Source organism: Paenibacillus sp. J22P90, from assembly GCF_059692195.1.
The window spans coordinates 224,436-249,479 of record NZ_JCAUAY010000004.1 but is presented as its reverse complement, the minus strand read 5'-3'; the positions used below and the strand labels follow the sequence as shown (position 1 = coordinate 249,479).

Genomic DNA, 25,044 nt, shown 5'->3' with positions numbered 1-25,044 from the left:
TTAACAACGAAGTTGTCCATCTCTTAATCCACAGCTTGACCTGAAGCTAATCTTAACTCATTGGCAAGTCGGTGAATTTCATCCTTATCCGCTTGGGACGTGACGAAATACCACATCGGACTCAAAAATGTCTCAATAATTGTATTGGCATCTTCTGGGCTTAACACGCGCATCGCCTCCTGCTATCAGGTTGTCCTACTCGTACTAGCATATGTTGCATTCTACATAAACGAAATGAGTAAGAGACACATTTTATCGATGGAGCTTACGATATTGCGAGGGGCTCATGTTCATATGGAGGTTAAAGACACGGCTAAAATAGTATCCACTCGTATAACCGCAAGCTTCTGCTATTTTTTCGAGTGTGAGGGATGTCTCCTGCAAGAGGATTTTCCCTTTTTGAATACGGAGTGATGTTATGTACTGAATGGGGGTTATGCCGTAATATTTGTGGAACCGACGTGAAAACTGAACCGGACTAAGTCCAATCCGCCGGGCAATATCCATGACATTGAGGGGGCTGAACATTTCCTGATGTAAAAGCGTGCGTGCTTGCTCGATCAGCGGATCGGCTTTAATTAACAAATTCTGTTCCAAATTGCTTTCGTGAAAATAGGCATAAAACAAATTGGCCAGTAAAATGTTGCGCCACTGATAGGATAAAGGATCGATGCGTTCTTCCAATTTGCGTAAATTCGCATAAATGGTTAACAGTTGATTCATGTCTTGAAACGAAATTTTACCACTTGGCAGGGTTGGTTGGAGGTTCAGCGATTGCTTGGAACTGGCTGTTTCATCCCAAGTGAAAGAGATAAAGTGAAAGGTGAGCGGTTCAATTAATCGACGAGTCATAAGTACAGTAGGGGGACAAATGACGATATCACCAAAACGTGCAGTATCAGCATGCGTTCCAATTTCAAAATAGCAAGAACCTTCTTCTATAGCGAAGATGGTCCATTCCGGATATTGATCGGATTCCAGAAGAAAATGTGTCTTCTTTTTCCAGTAGGTATAGTCGCTGATTGTGGGGAAAAAAGCTTTACTTGCCTGTGCTTCAATCTTCATGTGGTCCCACCTCGCTTCGATATATTCAAACTATAGTGCAGCTGTTGGGTATTGTAAATATAACTATAAGCATGGACAGGGGAGTGAAATTTTAGATATGGTCGCTGTCACTTTTGTGTATTTGAATGCGATTTCATGTCATTTACAATAAATGTAGGCGTTTTCAATATGAAGGAAGTGATGAGGTGAAAATGAATGAAAAATCAGCTTAAACTCATGCTTGCTCTTGGCATCATCCTTGTCGTCTCGTTAGCTGCAGCTGTATATGGAACCGTTATGGGGAAGCCATCTGCGCCTTTATTGACCATTAACGATGTCCCGATCGATGAGCAGGAATTTATGCTTTTCATGAACACACAACGGGCGCAAGTATTCGGCTATTTCAAAGATAAGTATGGCATCGATGATCATCCGAATTTTTGGCATACGACGTATTCGGGAGAAACGCCGATTGAGATGGCGAAGCAGCTTACGCTTGAACAGTTGAAATCGGTGAAAGTGCAGCAGCTTTTAGCTAGAGACAACGGACTTGTAGACGATGTAACTTATACAACCTTTCTCAACCAATTATCACAAGAAAACGCGCGCAGACAGAAGGCTGTCCAGCAAAAGCAAGTGATTTATGGACCCGTACAGTACGAGGAGTGGGGGTATTATAACTATTTATTCAGTCATTTGGTGAACAATTTGAAGAAAAAATTGTCTGAGCATGAAGAAAAGATGACGGAACAAGAAGCGAGGCAGGCTTACGAAAACATGAAGGATCGCTTTTATAAGTATGAGGATGAATTGAGCATTGAGAAACTATACATTACCGGCACAGACAAATCAGCTGCCAAAAGAAAGATGGAGGATGCCTTACAAGCTTTGAATCAGGGGCAGTCCTTTGAGTCGATGTTGCGAAATGATCAAGGTTTACCGCCTTTGAAGCTGGAGCAGCAGCGATTTGATGCAACCACTGCGAAAGTAGATGCCAGGCAGAACATCGAATTGAAGGATGCAGCCAAGAGATTGGAAGTGGGTCAATATAGTGGGATTGTAGAGTTCGATCAGGGGTTGTATATCCTACGCAGTTTAGAGAAAAAGGAGGGGGGATACAGACCTTTTGAAGAAGTGAAAGATGATCTCAACATCAGATTTGAGGAAGAACGGTATCAGAGAAAGGTGGAGCAGTTGATAGAGCAAGCGGTGGTTACGATAAATTACGATGCCTACAATGCAATAAAATAAAGATAACAAGGAGCTGATTGTGATGAAATGGAATCAGAAGAAGAGCCTTATCTGGACATGTTTGGCGGTTTTGCTTTGTGGCTTGCTCCCCTTATGGCATGTACCGACAGCCCTAGCCGTAGGCACGACGTACTATGTTGATTCCGCTGGCGGTTCGGATACGAACAATGGCTTAAGTGCAGCGACAGCTTGGCAGCACTTGTCTAAAGTCAATGCGACGACGTTCGCGGCTGGGGATACGATTTTGTTAAAAGCAGGCGGATCTTGGAGTGAGCAGTTGTATCCAAAGGGGAGCGGGACGTCCGGTAATCCAATTAAGATTGATAAATATGGCACCGGCAATAAGCCAATTATTAGCTATAACATTGCTGCGGTAAGAGCTTCAGGCGGGGAATTTAACAGCAATGGCGCTGTTTTTTTGAAAAATCAAGATTATTGGGAACTCAGCAATTTGGATGTGACCAATAATTTGGGCAATGGCGTCACAGTACTTAACTTTAATGGCGGCAACAAAAACTATATCAGACTGCGCAATCTTAATGTGCATGACACGGCGAAGAATGGCATTCTTCTCAGCTCTGACGGAACAACGGCAAGTAAATGGAATGATGTCATTATTGAAAATAATACGATTACCAATGCCGGTGATCAGGCTGCAATACGAACAGAAGCAAATTCGGTAGCGACGCGAAGCACCAATCTAATTGTAAGGTCGAATGCCATTACCAATACGAAATATGATGGCATCGTCGTAACGGACTCAACATCACCACTGGTGGAGTATAATGTGTTGAATGGTGCGGGCACAGCTGCTCCCGCTTGTATTGCAGGCATATGGAATTACACAACGAGCAATGCTGTCTTTCAGTTTAATGAATCATTCAACGTGAAAAATACGAATGGGTTATGCGACCGCCAAGGCTTTGATGCCGATATCGATACGACCTCAACAACGTTCCAATATAACTATAGTCATGATAATGCTGGCGGGTTTTTACTCGTGATGCCGAATGCGACGAACGTCGTGGTTCGTTATAACATGATCATGGAAGCAGGCTTTGGAGGAGGTACAACGGGTGCTGTCACAGCTTACAATAATACGATCTTTGTCCCAGCGAATGCTGTGAATCCAGCAGTCACATCCTCCTCGAGTACAGCCAATATGTTGGCTACGGGGGCTTCCAAAAACAACATCGTCTATAAGGCTGGTACCGTAGGTGCTTTACCATCAGATGGTGCTTCCAAGACGAATAATTTGATCTATGGTATCGCTCTTCCTTCTGGATATAATAGTTCCAATCTCACGTCAAATCCGCTGTTTGTCGGGCCTCTTCCAACAACAATGCCGAATGGGATCGGCAGTCTGGGGGCCTTCAAGCTGCAAGCGAGTTCACCAGCGATTAATACAGGTGTGTTGATGGCTTCGAATGGGGGAAGAGACTATTTCGGAGCTACCGTGTCCAGTACAAATGCACCAAACATCGGGGCAGATAACACCTATAATTCCACAAGCAGCGCCATCATCGTCGATAATGGAACAACCGGATATTCAGAGCTGTCGGGGACATTCGGGGATAGCTCGTTGTTTGGCTATAACAATTCATCTACGCGCTATTCTTATACACCTGGAGCAGGAGTGAGATGGACGCCGACTCTAGCGGCAGGTACCTACAAAGTATCGATTTATCGGATCGTCTATCCGACTAGTGATAACAATGCGCAGATTCGCGTGAATTCTGCGGCTGGACTTTCCAGTCCAATATCCGTGGATTATACAACAGGTACCAGTGGCTGGTACTCACTTGGTAATTTCACATTCACAGCAGGAACTAGCGGTTATGTAACGAATTCGTTCAGTGGGAATACGGGCAAAAACCTACGAGCGGATGCGGTCATGTTTGAATTGCAGTAGTGAGGGAAAAGGGCCGCCGGAAAGTAGGAAAACCTACTTTTCGGCAGCCCTTTTTGTCTATCATCTGCTAGCGACTTTCTTGCGAGGAGAGAGCAGCTTGTATAGACGCTGCGCACATTGTTCGGCCGACTCCATGCCTTCCCAGTAGAGCATCATCTCGTTGTTAACCTCTAACATCAGTTGATTGTCGGAGATCGTTTCATGTTGATAGTAGGCGTCATTCACTTGTCCGTCAGCAATGTGAAGGGACTCCAGATCAAGAAGGTCCCAGTATAGTTCGTTAATTTTGTGCAGAACGGAGAGGAAGCGGGATTTGCTTATTTTGGCTTGCACATCGGGATGGCAGGCGGTTTGTAGAAATTGAATAGCGAGCTCACGCTCCGTGCTGGCGGCATGCACCATCAGCGCATTGGCGATGAGCAGGGTTTTGGGTGAATCGCCGAACGGCATCGGTGCGAACTTGGGCTCGAAAGGCAGCTTGTCGCCAAACCCGGCAAGCTCGATCGTCGTCGTCAGCATCATGGCGACTTGCTCGCTCTGGAAAGCAGCGCGATGCAGTTGCATATGGGAAAGCAGCGCGCTCCGTTTGCGATATAGCATATCGTGCATGAAGGTGAGTGTATCTAAAAGCGCTTTTTTATTCGGTTTATTATAGTCAACACCGTTTTGCATGGCAATAACGTTCCAGCGGTTCAGCGTGGATGGCAGCGAAAAGCCATAATTATCGAGTATGCCGTCTTGATTTGTATCAAAGGTCAGCTGCTCAGCTGTCCGAATAAACGCCTCTTTGTTCCAACCTGGACGAGGTTTCTCGATGTTGTTTTTGTCGAACATTCTCGGATTATAGGCCAGGCAAATACTCGAAAATGTGACAGGAATCGCTTTGATATTACCGTCTTTGCGAAATCCGTCTAACAGTTTAGGGTACATGCTCGTCAATTCGTTGTCCATAATGCGATCTAAACTCACGAAATCATCCATCGCTTTGAGCTCCTGGAAGATCCCGTCCGTGATGATGCAAATGTCCGGTTGAATACCCATTTCGATGCACTTGTGCAAGGATTCCCAGAATTGCGCGATGGGAAAGCTTAGCAATTTAATATCCACATCGAGGTGCTGCTGTTCGAACGTTTCGCAAATGGAGGGCAAGCAGTGATCGACAAAGTAAGAAGGCGTAATGGTTAAAATGCGCAGTACTTTCCGCTTCGATTTCCGAACGGTCACGTTAGGAGAGACGAAGGTGCCGAGTCCGGCCTTCTTCACGACAAGCCCTTCCTTGAGCAGGAGGTCAAGCGATTTACGAACAGAGCTACGGCTGAGCTCGTAATACTTGCTTAATTCATTTTCTGACATAAGGAACTCATCTTTCTTAATAAAACCAGACAGAATTTGCTCCCGAAGGATATCGGTCAGCGAAGAATAGCAATATTGGTCCTTTTTTCTCATATCTAGAATCGCCACCTATTTGCGCAGTTGTATGTATTCTAAACAATATTTGGAAAATTTACAACATAAAAAAAGTGAGACAACACTAGGGTTTTGGTCAATTTAAAGACACGTTTTAAACATGTATAGCACTTGTATTTTTTTGGTGATGTAAATTATAATGAGATTGTAAACGGGGGGTGACCACATGGCATACATCGCCAGTATAAAGTCAAATCGTGTTATTCGAAAAGTATATCGCTATAGGTGGTTTTACCTGTTAATGGCCCCAGGCCTCCTGTACTTCCTCATCTTCCGGTATATTCCGATGGCAGGCTTGCTCGTCGCATTTAAGGATTACAGCGTCACCAAAGGGATGTGGGATAGTCCTTGGGTCGGTTGGCGCAACTTCGAAACCATCTTCAAATCACCTGATTTTCTTCGCCTCATGACCAACACACTCCTCATCAGCGTTTATCGACTTGTCTTTAATCTACTTCCTGACTTAATTCTCGCCTTACTGCTTAATGAAATTCGCGTTGCTTGGTTTAAAAAGATTGTGCAAACCATTACGTACGGACCATACTTCTTATCTTGGGTCATCGTATACGGATTGGTATATTCCTTTTTCTCTCCAGGGACAGGACTTATCACAACGTTGTATCAAAATATGGGGTGGGGTGAGCTCAACGTACTCGCCAACTCAGACCTATTCAGACCGCTCATTATTCTCACTGACGTATGGCGGAACACAGGCTTTGGCGCCATATTCTTCCTGGCTGCACTTGCCACAATTAATCCAGAGCTTTATGAAGCTGCAGTTGTTGATGGGGCTGGACGCTGGAAGCAAATGTGGCACGTTACACTGCCTGGTGTCAGAGAAGTATTCATTCTACTTCTGATCTTGCGTCTAGGTTCCATTCTGGATGCAGGCTTTGATCAAATTTATGTGTTCCTCAACGCGAGGGTTACGAATGTCGGAGATATTCTAGATACATGGATTTTCCGGCGAATCGTTGAACAGAGTGATTTCAGCGTTCCTGCCGCAATGGGCGTTTTCAAATCAGTCATTGGATTTATTCTCGTCGTTGCTGCTAATCGTATCGCCAAGAAATTTGGAGGCTCAGGCATTTATTAAAAGGTGGTGGAACCATTGTCCTACGCGGTACATAAGACCAAGTCTGATAAAATTATTGATGTTGGTATTTATTCCATGCTTACGCTCGGCTGCATATCTGCACTGTTCCCGCTCTACTTTGTCTTTATTGAATCCATAACGCCTTATAAAGAATTGATCCGCAATGGCGGCTTTGTCCTTTTCCCGGATGAGGTGACCTTGCAAGCCTATCGGGCGATTTTCAGCAGTAAGCTCGTGCCAGATGCACTGAAAATTTCCGTTTTTATTACCATTATCGGCACCTTTCTAAGCCTGCTAATCACAACATGTCTTGCCTATCCGCTTTCTAAAAAGGAAGTGCCAGGCGCCAGATTTTTTCTTCTCGCGATTGTATTCACCATGCTGTTTAACGGCGGCATTGTTCCCACGTATCTCGTCGTCAAAGGAATGGGACTTATCAATTCGGTATGGTCCCTGATTATACCGACGCTCGTTTCACCTTTTTACATGTTCATTATGCGAACGTACTTCATCAATTTCCCGACAGAAGTTGAGGAATCCGCGAGAGTGGATGGCTGTGGAGATATCCGCACATTATTCCAACTCGTGATACCGTTATCTATGCCGATTATCGTTACCATTGGTTTGTTCTATGGTGTTATCCAATGGAATTCCTACTTCAATGCGATTTTGTATTTATCCGATCGTCATTTGTATCCAATTCAAGTCATTCTCCGCAACATGATCGTGACATCCAGTGTAAGCCAGGAGTTGAACACGAATCCTTCGGTCATTCAAACACTGCCACCAGACACCATTCGCATGGCGACGGTTGTGGTGACGACACTGCCATTACTGGCCATCTATCCCTTTATCCAAAAATATTTCATAAAAGGAATGCTTGTCGGTTCTATCAAAGGGTAGCTGCTCTTGAACTGCTCGCTGCACCGCCCATGAAAGGAGTGATGCCTTGTTCTTGCTGCGTATCAGTCACAATTTCAACCGATATAATCTTGTGAATGAATCGAGTACAAATGGGAGGTCGTTTGCATGAAAATGCGTAAACAGGTAGCATTCGGCGTAATTACTAGCTTGGTTGTATTAAGTGCTTGTTCGAAAGACGAATCAACGCCATCACCATCGGCTTCAACAGCCGCTTCAGCTGCTCCAACGACAGCGGCAGCTACGAAAGCTCCACCGATGACTTTGAACTGGTTAACTTACGTTCCGACCAATGATGTATCCTTACCTTCGCCAGATAAAGATTATATTCGCCAGACGATTGAACAAAAGTTTAACGTCAAGCTCAATATGGAATATGGCGTTGTCGGTGAAGATATGAAGACGAAAATTAACTTGAAAATCACGTCAGGCGCAACCCCAGACATGTTCCAAGCCGACGGCGCGCAAACGAATCAATTTATTATTGACAAAGCTGTCGCCGATCTGACCCCTTATGTAAATCCGCAAACGATGCCCAACTATTACAAATGGGTAACCCCAGAAATTATTCAACGCTATCAAGTACAAGATGTATTCATGCGTGCTCCCGTTCCTTATGAGAAACAGCTGTACCAATCGTATTATGTGCGCAAAGATTGGCTGGATAAGGTTGGTCTGAAAGTACCGACGAATTATGATGAAATGATTAATGTTATGAAAGCATTCACGTTCAACGATCCAGATGGCAATGGTAAAAATGATACCTTTGGATTTACTACAACGGGTAACGGAGTAGGGATCTCTAAACAATTCCCGGAATGGTACAAAAATGGGTTAGGCATCGATCTCTGGTATGATCAAGCCCATGGCGAGTATGTCGATCCGCAATCCGATATTCGGGCAGGAAAAGTGATTGATGATATTCGGGCAACATTGGCTCAGAAAATCGTAGATCCAGACTGGTTCCTTGCTAAACCAGGGCAAGAGCTTGAAAAAGTTCAAGCGGGGAAAGCTGGAATTTTCATGAGCTTGCAGCGTACTGCTGCATTTGATAACGTAGCAACAAGCGTGAAGAAGAAGACGATTGATATCAGCGGCGTCAAAACGGCGGATTTTGTTCCGTTCCATATTGCGCCAGAAGCTGTTAACTTCGCAGCACTGCCAGGTGTGCCATTCTTGTTTGGCGCTAAAACAGCTCCAGAAAAAATAAAGAAAAGCATTGAAATCATGGATTGGCTAGCAAGCCCAGAAGGCTACTTGCTGTCGCACTTTGGTAAGGAAGGCACGAACTATACGAAAAACGGCAATACGATCACACTTATTCCTGATGCGATAACGAAAGACAATCAAGCGAACGGCAATTTCTTCGATGTGTATAGCTCAATCTTTGCTTATGGCGTCCAAGATCCGAGTCCAATTGGCTTGACGATCATCGATCCGCGTGAAACCGATCATGACCGTGCCATCGTTGAGAAGCTGAAAACGTATAAGTATCCAGTACTCGGTTCAAACGTTTCTCCTCCGACAGGTTTTGATATTGGCGCATTCCGTACGCAAATGCGTGCGTATATGGTGAAAGTTCTTTTTGAAGAGAAAGATTCAAGCAACTGGCCAAAATATCGGAAAGAACTGATGACAACGTACCACGGTAAAGAAATTTTCGATAACTATGCGAAAACTCTTTCGCAAGTGTTTAAAACGCCTGTCGTCTTTAAGTCCGAAAATCCTTAAAATAAGGAACCTTAGTCGTTTCAAAGGTTATCACGCATGGCTCCCGTGAATTCGAGGTGAATAGCGGGAGCGTGCTGTGATTTTATATCTGATTATTCCTATAGAAATATATTAAAATAAATACCCATATCAATCTGAGAGAAGGTTTGGCATGAGCAAAGATACGTTGGCCATTCTAGGCGGAAGTAAAAGTAAAACGACGCCTTATGGAACAGGCAAGCGATTTGGCGAAGAAGAAGTTCGAGAGCTTGTTGAAGCACTTGAACAAAATACACTCTTTTACCACTCAGGACGTAAAGTAAAGTTGTTTCTTGATCGATTTAATGCTCTTTATGGCGTTACGCATAGTGTTGCTACCTCATCAGGTACGGCAGCTCTCCACGTTGCGGTCTGCACGGCTGGAATCAGTGTTGGAGATGAGGTTATTACAAGCCCAATCACAGACGCAGGTTCTATCATCGGCATTTTATATCAGAATGCGATTCCTGTATTCGCTGATTTGGATCCGCATACGTACAATATGACAGCAGAAACGATTAGGGCAAGGATTACGCCGAGAACAAAGGCGATTATCGTCGTCCATTTAGCTGGCAATCCAGCGGATATGGATCCGATTCTTGAGGTCGCACGCGAGCACAGCTTGATCGTCATTGAAGACTGTGCACAAAGCTATATGACCTACTATAAAGGCCGTTTAGTCGGGACGATTGGGGATTATGGCTGCTTTAGTACGAATGATTATAAGCATATATCGACGGGGGATGGCGGTATTGTCGTCGTGAACTCGCAAAACGAGGTCGACTATCAACGTACGCATGCGTTTGCGGACAAAAATTACAGCCGTTTCGGTAATCAAGTTTCGCGAGACATGGGTTTGCTTGCTCCGAACTACCGGATGACAGAGCTTCAAGGGGCCGTGGGCGTTGCGCAGCTGACGAAATTAACGTGGATTTGTGATCAACGTAATAAGTACGGTGACGCGATAACACAAGGTATTCAGGGCATACCGGGAATCATTCCGCACGAAGTGAAGACAGAAGATCGTTGTACGTATTGGTTTTACATGTTTACGATCGATCCCGCTGTTCTCAAATGCACGCGAGATAAGTTTGCTGAGGCGCTGCGAGCTGAAGGCATTGAAAGCTCATCTGGATATATTCCACAACCTGTGTATTTGCAGCCTTTGTTTCTAAATCGGGAAGCGTATACAGGCAGTCATTTTCCGTTTGATCTAACCGATGTTACCTATGCAGAAGGACTTTGTCCGGTTGCTGAACACATTTTGAAACAAGCGATTCGAGTGCCTGTCAGTGAATTTTATACGGAACAAGATATCGAAGACATCATTGCTGGTATTCGAAAAGTGGCAGCTCATTTCAGAGAGTCGGGGTTAGAAGCGTTGTAGCCGACAGCGGATGGAGGAAGCAAAATGAAGATAGCCAAAGTCGGTGTGCTCGTAGAAAACGAAGCAGCTGAACGTAAATGGAAATACGGGCTTAATGTGTTTGAAAAATATGTAGAGGAAGTTTTGCAGCATATTGGCATGCCATTTGAAGCTGTTTCCCAGTTGGACAGGGAGAGTCTAAAGGAATATGACATTCTAATCGTCGCCTGCTCGCAAGAGAATGGAGTTAAGTCTTCTATTTTATGGTCTTTTGCGGAACAAGGCGGAACGATCATTAGCTATGCTGGATTAAATGCGATGGCGCTACAGCTTGGATATATTCAAACTGGAGATACAGGTGTTGGGTACGCAGAAATCGAGCCTACACGATCAGGACAGCCGGGCTCGCTTCGATTTTTGTCAGCCAATCCATGGATAAAAGCAGATGAGAGCAGTTTGGACGGAGCCGTCCAGGTTGCTTACGAGTCTTCTGGTACTATTAAACAGGGACGTCCTGACGGACTGGAACTAGGCGCTGCGCTTCAGCAGTTTACAATCGGTCAAGGAAGTCTTCATCGTTGGACGGTAAATATCCCGCACACGATCGTGCATATGCAGCAAGGTACGGGACCCGTGTTAGATGATGGGGTGCCAGCCGCCGATGGGAGCGCCAATGTCAATGAGGATATTTTGAAAGCGGATGATCGCATCGCCTTGGATTGGACGTTTGACCGTGTGCTTACGGAAACAGGTATTCCTTATTTCCCATGGCCATATGCGGATTATTGGAGAGAGGCATTGGTTAGGCATCTGCTTCAATGTGCGCTCGACAAGGATATGACGCTGCCGTTCACGGGGTATTGGCCAGATGGCATCCAATCGATCGCAATGGTTTCGCATGACAGTGACGCTAATGATGTTGCGCATGCCGTTGCTGCGCTACAGCTGCTTGAAGAACTTCATATTCAGACTACGTGGTGTATGCTTGAACCCGGCTACGGTGCCTCTATTTATGAGCAGGTGAGGCAAGCAGGTCATGAGCTCGCCTTCCACTATAATGCATTGGACAAAGACAATGGCAAATGGGACGAAGAAGAGTTTAATCGACAAGTGAGCTGGGTCAAGCAAGCGACAGGCCTGCAGCAGATCACTACGAATAAAAACCATTATACACGTGTAGAAGGCTGGGGCGAGCTATTTCAGTGGCTTGAGAGGAATGGGATTCAGAGCGATCAAACGCGAGGCCCAAGTAAAAAGGGCAATGTTGGGTTCATCTTTGGCACCTGTCATCCATATAAGCCTATCTCGTTATTTGATGAGAAGAATCGGTTTTACGATGTACTCGAGATAGGATTCCTAACTCAGGATTTGGATTTGGGCCATCTGGCTGACAATAAGGTGATTGAGCCGTTCTTGCAGCAAGCCATGGAAGTGAATGGTGTTGCGCATTTCCTTTTTCATCAAATTCATATCTATACCCGTGAGGAAGTCCGAGATGCCATTCGGATGCTGGTGAACAAAGCTGATGAGATGGGTTTCACGTTTTGGACGTCGAAGCAAATTCAAGATTGGACGCGCTTACGCAGATCTGTTCAGATAACAGCATGTGAGAGCAATGGTGCTGTTGCGCTGCAGGCAGATAAAGAGGTTGAGGGTATTGTTGTTTGGGTGCCGCTGCAGACTTCTGAAGCATTCTTACCTGATGAAGGACATGAAAGGCATTTCGGGATCCCATGTCGCAAAGTTGTTCAGCATGCCAAAATATCAGGTTAGATGAGGTGAAAATATGGAAAAGTTGGCACTAGCGCTGGAAGGCGGTTCACCCGTTCGGACGGAAGGCTTCCCAGCTTGGCCGATATTTGGCGAATTGGAAGAGCAGCTCGTCCTTGATGTTATTCGGTCGGGCAAATGGGGCGGTACTGGCGCCGTTCATTCGCCCGAATATTCCCCGAAGCTCCCTGAGATGGAGCGTCGATTTGCGGCGCTGCATGATGCGAAGCATGCGATCAGCGTCGTTAATGGCACGGTTGCGATTACAGTTGCCTTGCAAGCTGCAGGGGTTCGACCAGGGGATGAGGTCATCGTACCTCCATACACGTTCATCGCCACGGCTGCGGCGGCACTTGCTTATGGCGCTATTCCCGTCTTTGTAGATATAGAAGAGGATACATTACTGCTCGATCCAGAGAAGATTGCTGCTGCCATCACACCGAAGACGAAGGCTGTCATCCCTGTTCACATCGCTGGTGCTCCGGCGAATATGTCTCGGATTCAGGAAGTGGCGGCAGCTCATCAGCTTCGGGTGATCGAAGATGCAGCACAAGCTGTTGGGGCGAGTTGGGAGGGTCGTAGTGTAGGGGCGATCGGCGATTTCGGAACGTTCAGCCTACAATCGAGCAAAAACCTGAACAGCGGCGAAGGGGGCATCATCCTTACGAATCATGAGGAGCTGGCGGAGATCGCTTGGTCCTTATGTAATGTCGGTCGCTCGCGGTCGGGAGCTTGGTATCAGCACGATCGCATCGGGCAGAACTACCGGATGACGGAGATGCAGGCGGCTATCGTGCTTGCTCAAATGAGCCGATTGGAAGGGCAGATGCAGCTGAGGGAACAGAATGCGAAGCTGCTCACAGAGCTGTTAGGCCAAATTGACGGAATTTCTGTGGTGAAATCAGAACCACGCATCACACGGCATGCTCATCACTTATATATGTTTAAGCTCGCATCAGAGGTCACGGATCGTATTGAGAAGAGAGATTTCATTCGTAAAGTGAACGCGGAAGGCATTCCGATTAGCCATGGGTACGTCCCGCTTAATCGCAACGAAGCTATTATTAAAGCAACGCGAGACTTGTCAGGAGTAGACCGCTCTTATGCTTGTCCGATCAGCGAACGGCTTAGTGACAAAGAAGTGCTTTGGCTTGGTCAGAACGTATTGCTTGCTGATGAGCAAGCGATGCATGACATCGCAGCAGCTATCCGTAAAGTAATCGAATCGTATTAACAACGGTACTTATTCAATTCATGTATGAAGAGGAATGGTGGCGATGGTGACGATTCCGAAGACGACTTATCAGCTAGGGGTAAGTAAAGTGGATATTACACCTGACTTGCCCGTTCCGCTCGCGGGATTTTCCGTACGCAGTGAGCTTGGTCCTTTTGAGAGCATCGCTCACCGTTTGTATGCGCGAATTTTTGTGTTTGTGACAAGTGACGAAGCGAAGAAGGAGAACGATGGGAGCGGCTGTTCAGCAGATGAAATAGCAGTTCTCATCTCTGCGGATTTGCTCTGGTGGGGCAGCGACCGTGTTCCATTGATGAAGCGGCGAATTCAAGAACGATTCGGGATCGCGGAAGCTGCGATTCTCATGCATGGCACTCATACGCATTCCGGTCCGCAAACGAGCGGAATGTTCACGTCATACTTAGGCGTGATGGATTTAGCCTATGTAGAGGCACTGGAAGATCGCGTGATTGAGGGCATCGATGCGGCATGGCAACATGTCGAGCCTGTTCGAATCGAACAGGGCAATGGCTTCTCGCCACTTGGCATTAATCGTCGTGGCGTGGTGAAGTCGCCGCCGGATACAGGACCGGTCGATCATGAACTGAACGTCATTCGGTTTGTCAATGCGGATGGTCATACGAAAGGGCTGCTCGTCCACTATGCGTGTCATCCGGTCATCACAAGGCAGAATGCAGTGTCTTCCGAATATGTCGGAGTTGCTATGGACACTGTGGAGCAAGCACTAGGCGAAGGGGCAATTGCTGCCTTCTTGCAGGGAACTTGCGGCGATATTAACCCCGGTGACGGTCAACAGGTCCTTCGGGGAGATAACGGAGTCGTCACCTCAATTGGCAAAAACTTCGCTAACAGTATCCTTGAAACGTTGGCGAAGCCGATGCATGCATTGTTGGCATGTCAGCTGCAATGGAGCCTTAGCACAGTTGAACTTCCGCTCGCCTCGCTGCCTGAGCGAGATCAGCTTGAGCAATCAGCTTTAGCGCCAGATGTTCTTGGCGAGTGGAGCAGGATGATGCTGCAGCGATGGGACAGCTTATCGCCAAGTATTCCACTTGAGTTTACGGTGCTGAAGCTTGCTGATGGTCTCACCTTGATCGGCATGAACGCCGAAGTCGTTGTCGATTATGGTCTGTTTATCAAGCGAATAACGGAGGGAGCTGTATTGCCAATCGGCTATACGAATGGGATGTTCGGCTACATCCCGACAGCTGAGCAGCTATCAGAGGGTGGCTACGAAACGCACGAATCGACGTTGTACTTTGCAATGGCTTCGAGCTTTGATCACACGGTCGAGTCGACAGTCAAGCAAGCTTTGCTTCAAATATTGAGCTAATGTAATAGGAGTGAAACATAAAACGGGCGTTCCTTCAGTTGATGGAGGAGCGCCTGTTTTGTGTATGTTATATTTAACCATAATAGAAATGTGACCAAATGAGCTTTCTCGTTGTGTTAGTAGTGAAAGGAGGGTTACCTGCGTGATGGAGACACACTCGCTTCCTAAAGAAGACTTCTACAGCAGATATAGGCTGTACGGAAATATGTTGTTTAAGATTGCTATGGTTCATCTAGGAAATAAAAGTGATGCGGAAGAAGCAGTTCAGGAAGCTTTCATCAAGCTGATCTATAAGTGTCCAACCTTTGTAGATACCGAACACGAGAAGGCATGGGTGATCCGTGTACTTATTAATATTTGTAAAAACATGACCCGCAGCTTATGGAGAAAACGCATTGTATCCATGGAAGAGATCGAAGATTACTGTAACAATGCTTCAGATTCAGCGCTAGTAAAGAGTGTGCTTCGGTTGCCTTTTAAGTACAAAGCGGTGATTCATTTATTTTATTATGAGGATTATGCGGTTAAACAAATAGCGGAAGTGCTTCAAATTAGCGAATCAGCTGTAAAGATGCGGTTGCAGCGCGGCCGTGAGATGTTAAAAATGGAAATGGAGGCGGAATAAGTGAATAAGAAGTCCTATAAAGAAGCATTCGAGAAGATACAGCCAGACGTACAATTCGAACATCGATTAGCGGAGAAAATAACACTGCACGGACAATCTCTTCATTTTAGTCGTACACGAAAGTTCTTTCTTCCGGTTGCTGCCAGCTTTGTAGTTGCTTTATGCATATGGTTATTCGTCGTCCCTTCATTTAAAGAGGAATCTAGTCCGATTGCATCGGGTCCTGCCTCTCAAACAACGGTTGAAGGATCCGTTTTCGTTCCAAAGCTAGAATTACCTAAAGAATCATCAGCAATGATGGATATGATCGGATTGCTCGTGTACCAAGGCAGAATCTATACCCAAACAGCAACGCGTATCCCACCGGAAGCTGCCAAAGCTGTTCTCGGAGAGAAAATTGGTAGAACCAAAGGAAATATTGATGAATGGAGCAGTCAAAAGGAATTTGCAACAGAGTTCGCTTCTTCCATTGGAGAACAGGATATCTTTAAAGTAAAGGGATATAGCAGTGATTTTCGACTTATGACGTATCAGGTTGTCGATGGCCAAATTTATTCGGAGTTTTACGAATGTTTGAACGGGATCACGATTTCGAACGGTGCAGATATAGTAACGAAGTTGAACATCAATGGGAACCTGCAGGCTGCGACTTGGGAGAGGTATGAAAGTTGGAACAATGATAAGAAACAATACGAAGTACTTCCTACAGGGGCTCCGCTCGAGAAGTTCTTACAGTCTGTTAATACCGCAACTCCCATACAGTGGGAGAAGCTCTATAACGAAGGCATTTATGATAAAGGTGGGGCCAATCAAAAGTTTCTATATCTGACGCTTAAGGACCATAGTCAAGTTCGGCTCGATTTATATCAAGGCGGATATGTTAGATATTCAAACGTTCATGTATTTTTTAAACTGGATGACGACGTATTTGCGGCCTTTTGGGATAGCTTGAAGTAGAGGTTGTTTTTGGGGAAAAGGGTTAAAATGGTAAAACTTCCATAGTTCATGTATAATATAGATAAGTTCAACTATGAGAGGGGTGCCAAACATGTTGCAACAAATTTCAGATTATTTATTTATGGGTTCCTTAATCTTCATGGTAATAACCGTAATGATATTTTTCTCAGGGAGCGGCGGTGAATCAAGTTATATTAATGCCGCCAACTCTACTGGGGCTATAACAGACTTACAAATGAAACACGATCACAAAAAAATGGCTAATAAACAGCACATGCAAGTGGTTAAGCTTCTAAAATCATATTTATTTTGGATTCCAGTGGCTGGAATGCTTGTTTCGGTTGTTCTTTCTAAAATATAGAATAAAGTCCAAGAGATGCGAAAGCATCTCTTTTTAATTTTTTAGTTCGTTTCCTTTTAATGGGGAATAGTACCTTCAAATGGAGGTCGATTAAGGTGTCAAAAAATGTGAAGCGCATACTTATACTTGTAATGAGCTGTACGATTCTGATGTCACAAACCGTTGCTGCATCAGAAGGGGCAGAGGTGTTTGATATCGGAAAAGGTGAAGTCATCCGAACCATCCCCAACTCCAACCTTTTACAAACCCAAGTCAAAGAATGGCTTTCTTCCATAAATGGTACTGTAGAATCACTGGAAATTGAGCCGCGTAACGGTATAGCCATCAAGATCCAGCTTACGCCGCCATACAAAATGAATACGCAAAGGATGACGGGAACCGTTACCGAAGTTGTCATGTTCATCAGTACATCTCCCACCTATTACCCAACGCTTCTCATTTTTAAGAAAGAACGCGGGATTACAGCTGTTCATTTTGATAGTAAGAGCTTAAAGACTTTTCTAGAGGAGAACAAGCTCTACGATCCCAGCTTCAACCTAACCAATCCTCCAGCGCGGTAATCAGAGGAATGTCCAGTTTATGTTTTTTTAATAGTTGCTTTAGATGCAGTTAATCTCCATTGCGTATCTTATAGGTAAGTATCTTATAGGTAAGAAGATAACAGGGGAGATATTGGAACGATGAAAACCATGTCGATGACGCAGAAAAAATGGTTATTAAGCTTACATATCCTATTCTCAGCTATCATGCTGGGGACGAGTGTGACGTTTCTCATTTTGAGTATAACGGCTGTAAGCACCAATGATTCAGGATTAATTCTATCGTGTTATAAGGCTATGCATGTGCTATCGGAATCCTCTGTAAGAGCTTCCGTGATCGGAACCATCGTGACTGGGGTACTACTATCTATGTGGACACACTGGGGCTTGGTAAAATACAATTGGATCATAGCGAAAGAGGTGCTAAGTTTGGTGGCCATTCTCTTAGGACCGATTGGCATGTATGTTTGGACATTGCAAGGCATTTCGCTTCTGACTGATGTGGGTGTAGAAAGCGCCAATCAAGGGGCTTATGTAGCTAATACGATCTATTTATTTATTGGAATCGGGTTGCAGATAATTTCGTTAGTGTTGATGTTTTTGCTTTCGGTATTTAAGCCTTGGGGGAAGCGGAAGGTAGTAAAACCGGGTTAAATAAAGTTTCAATACGTCGGAAAAAGGAAGAAAATTTTTTCCATCGCTATCAGTGTTCGACAGTTTTTTCGTTCACCACTCCGTATACTTGAAAAGAATACAGATAAATATGTATCTTTCGGCGGAGGTAGAAATCATGATTATAGTTCCTACGGCCCTATGCCAACCGGGCATGAGGATTGGGAAAGCAGTTTTGTCCGAACACGGACGAGTTATGCTTGGACATCGCGTAGAACTTACACAATTTATGATAAAAAAACTAGTCCAAATGGGACTTGACTTCTTGTATATCGAAGATCGAGAAACCGAAGATATTCCTATAGAAGAATCGATCGAAGAGGAGACCCGCACAATGCTGCGGATGGCGTTGTCTAAGATTTTTCACAAATTCAGCGCTACCTCAACCTTAGGGGGATCGACTACCTCCACCGAAATTTCGCGTATGCTTTTTGATGCGATGTCTAAAGTGATTGAAGATATGAATAAGGGCAGACAGCATCTGGTCTCCATTACCACGTTAAATATGGCTCCGGCCACTACGCTGGAACAGCATTTTTGCCAAAATGCCATCAATGTTTGTGTGTATGCAACGAAACTAGCCATGCTTCAAGGCTACTCACAGAAAGAGCTAATGGAGCTAGGGCTAGGCGCGCTGCTTCATGATGTCGGGAATATACAGATTCCAGCTAAATTGCTGTTGAGTAGTGCAAAGCTGTCGCCAAGCGAATACATGGAGATTCAGAGGCATACGGAGATCGGCTTTTCTATGCTCAGGGAGGATATGGGGATTCCGTTACTGACAGCCATATGTGCCCTTCAGCATCATGAACGGATCGATGGCAGCGGCTACCCTCATCATCTCAAAGGCTTGGAGATACACGAGTATGCTCGTTGGATCGGTATGCTGGATTCCTATGATGCCATGACGCATCCAAGAGCTTATCGGAATTCCATTGCGCCGCATTACGCGCTCGAAATTCTTTATGCGAATGCAGGGAGCTTATATGATATTAAAAAAGTAACCCAATTCCGAAACAAAGTGGCCATTTTTCCTGTTGGACAAGGCGTGAAACTGAGTACAGGGGAGATGGGTGTGGTCTGCCGACAAAACGGATACGTTCCATCGCGCCCCGTTGTCAGAGTGCTTAAGAACGAGCGAGGAGAGAAGCTAAAGACTCATTATGAAATTGATCTTTCAACTTCGCTTCATGTGATGATCGATAATATTAGTGAAACCGCGATATATTTGTGATGGAACAATGAATGAAAAAGCAGGATAGGAACGGGCCTAAGCGCCTAATTCCTGTCCTGCTTTAGCTTGGGGTCTAATCAGTAATATTTCTTGTATAATATTCAATAATGTCTTTACGACGAATAATACCCAGGAAGACACGATCGCGATCGACTACGGGAACAAAGTTCTGGTCAGCGGCAAGCGCCAGCATATCCTCCATATGCGCATCGATGGCGACGCACTCGTTATATATCCGTTTGCGGATGTTGGTGACAGAAACTTCGTGCATATTCTCGAAATTTAGACCCGGAGTACACTTCAGCTTCCATAGCAAATCTCCTTCGGATAAGGTTCCGACATATTTCCCTTCTTCATCGATAATAGGTATCGCTGTATAATGGCAGGCTTCCAGCCGCTCGATCGCTTCTTTCATTGAAGCTGAAGTCGTTAGGTAGGAGACTTTGTCCTTAGGTAGTAAAAATGATTTAATTTCCACTTGGTATCGCTCCTTTACTTCCAAAATTACTTTCACTATTTAATTAAAACATATATTCGTCATGAAAGTGTAAATTGGAAGGGTGTAATAAATGGAAATTGACATTTTTTTAAGGGTGGAAGTCCTATTTGCATGGAGATGGTTAGGCTGTAAAGTGAGAAACATGTCCTATTTATGCTTGGCCTTTTGCTTCAACCAAAAATCAGGTGGCACGTAGCTGATAAGCGTATAATCGATTTCATGACCTGAATCAGTAGCTAATTGAACAAGCAGCATATCATTTTTATTCGCTGGTTGGAGGTCACCTGTTTTAATCGTAATCACTACAACGCCATCACGTTTTGGATTTCCCACGACTACTACTTGATTACCTTTCGTATAAACTGCTGTAATCTCCGTTTGAAAAACAACGATATACATGTCTAATGCCGTCTCATTTTGGAACATTTCAATGCTAAAGCCCATGTCTTTTTCGAAATTCATCCAATTGGAAAGACCAATATCATAATTGGTAAACAAGCGATGCGAGGCGTAATAAATACGTGAAGGGATATAACTCCAACGGCCACCCCAGTAGGTACTATGCCAATGCGGCTCATAAACCGGCCTTACGTAATCTGGCATATTTTTATTGATTGAGTAAGGAATTTTGGTACCTTGATGGATCACATCGTGAATGGTGACAGTACGTGATGGGTACTGCTTCTTGAGATTTGTTTGAAATGGTAGCTCATCCATATGCGTTGGAAGCGGGGGTTCAAGACGCTTGAGTCGTTTTTCAAGCTCGTCAGTTTGGTTTTTAGGTTCATCCGCAACCTGCACTGCATATGTGTTTATGTGTAAGAGGGAGTAAGCAAACAGCATTGTACATATGAGGAAATAGCATTTTCTTATTTTTGACATGTGGACACCTCGTGGATATTGTGAAGCTTTTCGAATGAAATTATGTAGCCAAGAATCGCAAATTTGACAGAACCTTCCTATTTCTCCAACGTCTAATTGTTATGTATTGAGTGGGAGGGACGAAATGAGAATTTGGCTAATCGGTATCAGCCTTATTGGTGTGTTGTTAGTAGGGGTTGGACTAGGCTTAACATTTCGAAGTCAAACGACGGAGGAGGTGAGCTTAGTCACTGCTACCCCAACGATTGCTGCACAGAGCTCGTCGTTAAAGGACAGGGATACGTTACTGCGCATCATATCAAGAGTTCATGACAGTTATGAAGGGTTCGAATATACGGAAGATCAACTGAAGGAGCTTCAAGCTAATCCCGAGAACAAGACGTATAGCAAGGTCCTTGAGAAGTTTGTACGCTCTAGATTAAAACAGGAGCTCGCTACCTTTCAAACGATCGGCAAGCAAGTCAATCCTCGAACTCTCCTTATAACTACAGAAGATCAACAGGCCTACATGGTCCATATGAAGAAAGATTATACGCATGAGGGAATCTGGCTTGTAAGTACATTTATAGATTATATGCCACAGGGGGATCAAATTCCGGAAATTTATAAATCAATTACGTTAGATCAAGCACCGGGGGAAGTAAAGGAATGGGCGCAAAGACTAATGAAACAACCGGAGTGGATAAAAGAATACCGAAAGTTCGGCGATAAAACATATGCGTTGATCAAGTCGTCCTCGTCATTCTCAGATTCAGTAGAGCTGGAGGAGTTGAGGAATTTTGCAGGAGAAGTAGTTATCTCGTACCAGTCTTATCAATACGCCGCGAATACTCAGAAGGATCTTATAAACGATTATTTACTGTTGGAAATACCCTCGGGATTGATGCTCAGAGAAGTAACCTTTCAGAACTCCTATTCCAATTTCCCGCTAATTGATGGTGAAGAGCCTGTGCCAGGCGACAATAGTACGATAGCTCATTTGAAGAATAAGATCGTATTAGATCCGAAATTTATGGAGTTAGCAGCAATGGGCAAAATAAGAGGCATTGAGTATGGCATCGGAGCTTCACGGGATGAAGTTGTAGCCAAATGGGGGAACCCACATGAAATCGGGACTAGGCAGGTCGAATTTTTACGGTGGCATCATTATCAATTGTATTTTTGGCCGCCTGATAATCGGATCGGTGCCATTCGCGTTCTCGCTGAGTCGGTTGATTATACATTGCCAGAAATTAAGAAGGCTCTTGGAAACCCTAAGAGTGAAATCAATGGCGAAGATGGTGTTTGGAGCTTGTTCTACGTTGCTGGCGAGTATGAATTGTACATCAATGCTACTTCAAAAGATGGCAAGGTTGAGTCTTTGATGTTAAAAAAGAAAGCTTAGGAAACACTAGGAGGGTGTACACATTTGACGATGAAGGTCGGAGTACAACATGATCAGAAATTCAATACCTAGGGTACGAATGAAATGCTAACAAGACTCGACATCCCCTTTTCGCGAAACTGGCTGCTACATGCAATGATAGTTGTGTTCGTGTTGTATTGGGGTTACATGGCCTTTTCACCAACGCATCGGATACAGTGGTTAATGGAGAACCTTTTACTCGTTGTTGTTGTACTGGTTCTAGCGTTTACGTATAAAGTTTTTCACTTCTCTAACCTGTCCTACCTATATATTTTCATCTTTCTAATGTTGCATACGTATGGTGCACATTACACTTACCAAAAGACCCCGTTCGATATATGGTTGAAAGCTTCGTTTCATACGGAGAGAAGTTATTACGATCGGGTTGTTCATTTCTTTTTTGGGCTGTTCTGGGCCTATCCATTTCGTGAAATCCTTATACGGGTTGTCGGTTTACGGAGATTTTGGTCATATGCCATTACCGCGGCAGTCGTTCTTAGTTTCAGTGCCAGCTTCGAAATTATCGAGATGGGTGCTGCATATACGACGGAAAAATATGGAGAGGAATATGTTGGCATGCAAGGGGATGTGTTCGACTCGCATAAGGACATGGCGCTTGGCTTAGCTGGTGCGGTTATATTTCTAGCTATATTGGCATGGGTACGTTGGGGGCAAAAGAAAAAAATGAGGAGCTAAGCGCAAACGCCTTAGCTCCTTTACCTAATTATGTTATGTGCGACGCATATAAGCAATAACTGTGATTGGGGCAAAGATCGCCACAATGACAATCGCTCCGAAAAGCGAGATCGTGAGATCCCAACCTACCGTACCTTGATTCGCCAGTTCTCGAACGGCGGAGACGAGGTGGGAGATCGGGTTGATTTTAACAAACCATTGCAGCCAGTTAGGCATCGTGTCTACCGGAACGAACGCGTTGGATAGAAACGTTAGCGGGAACAGAACAAGCATGGAGATACCTTGAACACTGGACGCCGTACGCGCAATGACGCCGAAGAAAGCAAAGATCCAGCTGATGGCCCATGAGCAGAAAATAACAAGCAGTGCGGCGATGGCAACATTAGCTAAGCCGCCTTCAGGACGATAACCCATGATGAATCCCATGGAGAATGTGAGTACCGTCGCAATGGTATACCGTATGGTATCGGCCAGCAAGGCTCCAGCGAGAGGGGCTATACGTGCGATGGGCAGCGATTTGAAGCGATCGAAAACGCCTTTATCCATATCCTCCCGCAGCTGGACGCCGGTGACGATCGACGTTGTGATGACCGTCTGTACGAGAATCCCGGGAATAATGACAGGTAAGTAGCTTACGACGTCACCGGAAATGGCTCCGCCGAAGATATAAGTAAACATTAAGGTGAAAATGATAGGTTGGAGCGTAACGTCGAACAGTTGCTCAGGTGTACGACGAATTTTTAGCAAGCCGCGATAAGCCATCGTCAAAGAATTTCGTACGGATTGGCGGAAGCTTGTGTGGTTTTTTAGACGCCGCTCATAAGCTGGTTTAATGGATGTACTCATACTCTTGCCTCCTGTTTGTTTCTAGATACTGCTGACGATGTATCTGCATCGTTCTCTTGAACACCGTGGCCAGTTATCGTTAAAAAGACTTCATCAAGCGTAGGCTTCTGCACACTCATCTCCGCCAAGTGAATGCCTGCTTCACGCAGAGAGATCAGCAGATCCGTCACACGATCGGCATTCGCCATTGGCGCTGAGATCTTACCCGCTGCCAAGGTGGATGGAACCTTGAGCACCTGCTCGACGGTTCGACGAGCTTGTTCAATGTCCGAGGGATTATGAACAACTAGCTGCAACGACGAGGTGCCGACCGATGCTTTCAGTTCATCGACTGTACCCTCAGCGACGACTCGACCACGGTCGATCACCGCAATGCGGTCAGCCAGCTGATCAGCCTCTTCGAGGTATTGCGTTGTAAGCAAAATCGTGGAACCCGTGTCGACCAACCGACGAATCGTATCCCACATTTGTGCACGTGTACGCGGGTCTAAGCCGGTTGTCGGTTCATCCAAGAAGATGAGAGGAGGCTGCGCAATCAGGCTCGCGGCGAGATCTAGGCGTCGTCTCATACCGCCTGAGAAATTTTTCAAGGGGCGCTTAGCGGCCTCGGTTAGGCCAAATTCCTCAAGCAGCTCATCTGATTTAAGCTTCGCTTCTTTCCGACTGAGCCCGAGCAGCCGGGAGAAAATAATTAAGTTCTCTGTCGCGCTAAGCGACTCATCGACCGAGGCATATTGACCGGTTACCCCAATCAATTGCCGAACGATCTGCGATTCCTTCACAACATCGTAGCCAAAGATTTTCGCTGAACCTGCATCAGGTCTAAGTAATGTTGCCAACATATTAATGGTTGTAGTTTTTCCCGCGCCATTCGGTCCGAGTACGCCGTATATCGTACCTGCCTTCACATTCAAATTGACGCCATCTACGGCACGATTTTCTCCGAATGTTTTGACAAGTCCACGTGCTTCGACAGCCAAAACGTCTTGGGTGATCTTCTTTAAAGAATCCAATGTAATTCCTCCTAGAAAACAATTGATGAAGCGATTGTAACGTACATTTTTAAACTGAATATAAACACATGGGTTGGATTTTACCTAAGGAGAGTTTCTTTATAGTTATCCTTTACTTCGAATTGGTAAATCCTATTATGATATGATGTGT

Annotated in this window: 24 protein-coding genes; 17 read left to right on the top strand and 7 right to left on the bottom strand. The window is 45.0% G+C overall.

Annotated features, from left to right (window positions below):
- Positions 1 to 23 precede the first annotated feature (23 nt).
- Both AC58UX_RS15385 and AC58UX_RS15380 read right to left on the bottom strand, forming a co-directional pair.
- The gene (locus AC58UX_RS15385) at positions 24 to 167 is read right to left on the bottom strand and encodes a hypothetical protein (protein ID WP_497254131.1); all 144 of its coding nucleotides are present in this window, start codon (positions 165 to 167) and stop codon (positions 24 to 26) included.
- A gap of 85 nt (positions 168 to 252) precedes the next feature.
- Positions 253 to 1,065, bottom strand: coding sequence for an AraC family transcriptional regulator (locus tag AC58UX_RS15380; protein WP_497254129.1), 813 nt, complete (start codon positions 1,063 to 1,065; stop codon positions 253 to 255).
- A 195-nt stretch (positions 1,066 to 1,260) separates the two neighbouring features.
- Here AC58UX_RS15380 and AC58UX_RS15375 point away from each other — a divergent pair, with 195 nt between their 5' ends.
- Together AC58UX_RS15375 and AC58UX_RS15370 are read left to right on the top strand one after the other, a co-directional pair.
- On the top strand, positions 1,261 to 2,295 hold the full coding sequence (locus tag AC58UX_RS15375) for a peptidylprolyl isomerase (protein WP_497254127.1): 1,035 nt from the start codon (positions 1,261 to 1,263) through the stop codon (positions 2,293 to 2,295).
- A 22-nt stretch (positions 2,296 to 2,317) separates the two neighbouring features.
- A complete protein-coding gene (locus tag AC58UX_RS15370; RefSeq protein WP_497254125.1) occupies positions 2,318 to 4,207 on the top strand; it encodes a golvesin C-terminal-like domain-containing protein in 1,890 nt (629 codons plus the stop codon).
- Positions 4,208 to 4,267: 60 nt separating this feature from the next.
- Here the strand turns inward: AC58UX_RS15370 and AC58UX_RS15365 are convergent, their stop codons facing one another.
- Positions 4,268 to 5,653, bottom strand: a complete 1,386-nt coding sequence (locus tag AC58UX_RS15365; RefSeq protein WP_497254123.1) for an extracellular solute-binding protein — start codon at positions 5,651 to 5,653, stop codon at positions 4,268 to 4,270.
- A gap of 262 nt (positions 5,654 to 5,915) precedes the next feature.
- Here AC58UX_RS15365 and AC58UX_RS15360 point away from each other — a divergent pair, with 262 nt between their 5' ends.
- The 13 genes from AC58UX_RS15360 (at position 5,916) to AC58UX_RS15300 (ending at position 19,552) form a co-directional block, all read left to right on the top strand.
- Positions 5,916 to 6,770, top strand: a complete 855-nt coding sequence (locus tag AC58UX_RS15360; protein ID WP_497254121.1) for an ABC transporter permease — start codon at positions 5,916 to 5,918, stop codon at positions 6,768 to 6,770.
- A 15-nt stretch (positions 6,771 to 6,785) separates the two neighbouring features.
- Positions 6,786 to 7,673 (top strand): carbohydrate ABC transporter permease, encoded by an 888-nt coding sequence (locus AC58UX_RS15355; RefSeq protein WP_497254119.1) that lies wholly within the window; start codon positions 6,786 to 6,788, stop codon positions 7,671 to 7,673.
- Between the two features lie 126 nt (positions 7,674 to 7,799).
- Positions 7,800 to 9,422: a type 2 periplasmic-binding domain-containing protein gene (locus tag AC58UX_RS15350; RefSeq protein ID WP_497254117.1), complete on the top strand. Its 1,623-nt coding sequence runs from the start codon at positions 7,800 to 7,802 to the stop codon at positions 9,420 to 9,422.
- Positions 9,423 to 9,573: 151 nt separating this feature from the next.
- On the top strand, positions 9,574 to 10,827 hold the full coding sequence (locus AC58UX_RS15345) for a DegT/DnrJ/EryC1/StrS family aminotransferase (RefSeq protein WP_497254115.1): 1,254 nt from the start codon (positions 9,574 to 9,576) through the stop codon (positions 10,825 to 10,827).
- Between the two features lie 24 nt (positions 10,828 to 10,851).
- The gene (locus AC58UX_RS15340) at positions 10,852 to 12,579 is read left to right on the top strand and encodes a polysaccharide deacetylase family protein (protein WP_497254113.1); all 1,728 of its coding nucleotides are present in this window, start codon (positions 10,852 to 10,854) and stop codon (positions 12,577 to 12,579) included.
- A gap of 13 nt (positions 12,580 to 12,592) precedes the next feature.
- Positions 12,593 to 13,810, top strand: coding sequence for a DegT/DnrJ/EryC1/StrS family aminotransferase (locus tag AC58UX_RS15335; RefSeq protein ID WP_497254111.1), 1,218 nt, complete (start codon positions 12,593 to 12,595; stop codon positions 13,808 to 13,810).
- A 43-nt stretch (positions 13,811 to 13,853) separates the two neighbouring features.
- The gene (locus tag AC58UX_RS15330) at positions 13,854 to 15,164 is read left to right on the top strand and encodes a neutral/alkaline non-lysosomal ceramidase N-terminal domain-containing protein (RefSeq protein ID WP_497254109.1); all 1,311 of its coding nucleotides are present in this window, start codon (positions 13,854 to 13,856) and stop codon (positions 15,162 to 15,164) included.
- Between the two features lie 145 nt (positions 15,165 to 15,309).
- The gene (locus tag AC58UX_RS15325) at positions 15,310 to 15,789 is read left to right on the top strand and encodes an RNA polymerase sigma factor (RefSeq protein WP_497254866.1); all 480 of its coding nucleotides are present in this window, start codon (positions 15,310 to 15,312) and stop codon (positions 15,787 to 15,789) included.
- The gene (locus AC58UX_RS15320) at positions 15,790 to 16,746 is read left to right on the top strand and encodes a hypothetical protein (protein WP_497254107.1); all 957 of its coding nucleotides are present in this window, start codon (positions 15,790 to 15,792) and stop codon (positions 16,744 to 16,746) included. It begins immediately after the preceding gene.
- A 91-nt stretch (positions 16,747 to 16,837) separates the two neighbouring features.
- A complete protein-coding gene (locus tag AC58UX_RS15315; protein WP_497254105.1) occupies positions 16,838 to 17,107 on the top strand; it encodes a hypothetical protein in 270 nt (89 codons plus the stop codon).
- A gap of 95 nt (positions 17,108 to 17,202) precedes the next feature.
- Positions 17,203 to 17,667 carry a hypothetical protein gene (locus AC58UX_RS15310; RefSeq protein ID WP_497254103.1) on the top strand — a complete coding sequence of 155 codons (465 nt, stop codon included), beginning with the start codon at positions 17,203 to 17,205 and terminating at the stop codon, positions 17,665 to 17,667.
- 120 nt (positions 17,668 to 17,787) lie between these two features.
- Complete coding sequence (locus tag AC58UX_RS15305) at positions 17,788 to 18,300, top strand: hypothetical protein (protein ID WP_497254101.1); 513 nt, start codon at positions 17,788 to 17,790, stop codon at positions 18,298 to 18,300.
- 136 nt (positions 18,301 to 18,436) lie between these two features.
- Positions 18,437 to 19,552 (top strand): HD-GYP domain-containing protein, encoded by a 1,116-nt coding sequence (locus tag AC58UX_RS15300; RefSeq protein WP_497254100.1) that lies wholly within the window; start codon positions 18,437 to 18,439, stop codon positions 19,550 to 19,552.
- A 73-nt stretch (positions 19,553 to 19,625) separates the two neighbouring features.
- On the opposite strand, the gene AC58UX_RS15295 is transcribed toward AC58UX_RS15300, so the two are convergent.
- Positions 19,626 to 20,030, bottom strand: coding sequence for a CBS domain-containing protein (locus AC58UX_RS15295; RefSeq protein WP_497254098.1), 405 nt, complete (start codon positions 20,028 to 20,030; stop codon positions 19,626 to 19,628).
- A 168-nt stretch (positions 20,031 to 20,198) separates the two neighbouring features.
- Positions 20,199 to 20,768, bottom strand: coding sequence for a hypothetical protein (locus tag AC58UX_RS15290; protein ID WP_497254096.1), 570 nt, complete (start codon positions 20,766 to 20,768; stop codon positions 20,199 to 20,201).
- A 289-nt stretch (positions 20,769 to 21,057) separates the two neighbouring features.
- Between AC58UX_RS15290 and AC58UX_RS15285 the strand changes: the two genes are divergently transcribed.
- Positions 21,058 to 22,317: a DUF4309 domain-containing protein gene (locus AC58UX_RS15285; protein ID WP_497254094.1), complete on the top strand. Its 1,260-nt coding sequence runs from the start codon at positions 21,058 to 21,060 to the stop codon at positions 22,315 to 22,317.
- A gap of 84 nt (positions 22,318 to 22,401) precedes the next feature.
- The gene (locus AC58UX_RS15280) at positions 22,402 to 23,034 is read left to right on the top strand and encodes a DUF2238 domain-containing protein (RefSeq protein ID WP_497254092.1); all 633 of its coding nucleotides are present in this window, start codon (positions 22,402 to 22,404) and stop codon (positions 23,032 to 23,034) included.
- Positions 23,035 to 23,067: 33 nt separating this feature from the next.
- On the opposite strand, the gene AC58UX_RS15275 is transcribed toward AC58UX_RS15280, so the two are convergent.
- Positions 23,068 to 23,880, bottom strand: a complete 813-nt coding sequence (locus AC58UX_RS15275; RefSeq protein ID WP_497254090.1) for an ABC transporter permease — start codon at positions 23,878 to 23,880, stop codon at positions 23,068 to 23,070.
- Entirely contained in the window at positions 23,877 to 24,893 is a 1,017-nt protein-coding gene (locus AC58UX_RS15270) for an ATP-binding cassette domain-containing protein (RefSeq protein WP_497254088.1), read from the bottom strand. Before AC58UX_RS15270 ends, AC58UX_RS15275 begins: the two co-directional genes overlap by 4 nt.
- Positions 24,894 to 25,044: the final 151 nt, after the last annotated feature.

Coding starts and splice junctions, on each gene's coding strand:
- AC58UX_RS15380 (WP_497254129.1), bottom strand. CDS start 1,065: ATGAAGATTGAAGCACAGGCAAGTAAAGCTTTTTTCCCCACAATCAGC.
- AC58UX_RS15375 (WP_497254127.1), top strand. CDS start 1,261: ATGAAAAATCAGCTTAAACTCATGCTTGCTCTTGGCATCATCCTTGTC.
- AC58UX_RS15370 (WP_497254125.1), top strand. CDS start 2,318: ATGAAATGGAATCAGAAGAAGAGCCTTATCTGGACATGTTTGGCGGTT.
- AC58UX_RS15365 (WP_497254123.1), bottom strand. CDS start 5,653: ATGAGAAAAAAGGACCAATATTGCTATTCTTCGCTGACCGATATCCTT.
- AC58UX_RS15360 (WP_497254121.1), top strand. CDS start 5,916: ATGGCCCCAGGCCTCCTGTACTTCCTCATCTTCCGGTATATTCCGATG.
- AC58UX_RS15350 (WP_497254117.1), top strand. CDS start 7,800: ATGAAAATGCGTAAACAGGTAGCATTCGGCGTAATTACTAGCTTGGTT.
- AC58UX_RS15345 (WP_497254115.1), top strand. CDS start 9,574: ATGAGCAAAGATACGTTGGCCATTCTAGGCGGAAGTAAAAGTAAAACG.
- AC58UX_RS15340 (WP_497254113.1), top strand. CDS start 10,852: ATGAAGATAGCCAAAGTCGGTGTGCTCGTAGAAAACGAAGCAGCTGAA.
- AC58UX_RS15335 (WP_497254111.1), top strand. CDS start 12,593: ATGGAAAAGTTGGCACTAGCGCTGGAAGGCGGTTCACCCGTTCGGACG.
- AC58UX_RS15330 (WP_497254109.1), top strand. CDS start 13,854: ATGGTGACGATTCCGAAGACGACTTATCAGCTAGGGGTAAGTAAAGTG.
- AC58UX_RS15325 (WP_497254866.1), top strand. CDS start 15,310: ATGGAGACACACTCGCTTCCTAAAGAAGACTTCTACAGCAGATATAGG.
- AC58UX_RS15315 (WP_497254105.1), top strand. CDS start 16,838: ATGTTGCAACAAATTTCAGATTATTTATTTATGGGTTCCTTAATCTTC.
- AC58UX_RS15305 (WP_497254101.1), top strand. CDS start 17,788: ATGAAAACCATGTCGATGACGCAGAAAAAATGGTTATTAAGCTTACAT.
- AC58UX_RS15300 (WP_497254100.1), top strand. CDS start 18,437: ATGATTATAGTTCCTACGGCCCTATGCCAACCGGGCATGAGGATTGGG.
- AC58UX_RS15290 (WP_497254096.1), bottom strand. CDS start 20,768: ATGGATGAGCTACCATTTCAAACAAATCTCAAGAAGCAGTACCCATCA.
- AC58UX_RS15285 (WP_497254094.1), top strand. CDS start 21,058: ATGAGAATTTGGCTAATCGGTATCAGCCTTATTGGTGTGTTGTTAGTA.
- AC58UX_RS15280 (WP_497254092.1), top strand. CDS start 22,402: ATGCTAACAAGACTCGACATCCCCTTTTCGCGAAACTGGCTGCTACAT.
- AC58UX_RS15275 (WP_497254090.1), bottom strand. CDS start 23,880: ATGAGTACATCCATTAAACCAGCTTATGAGCGGCGTCTAAAAAACCAC.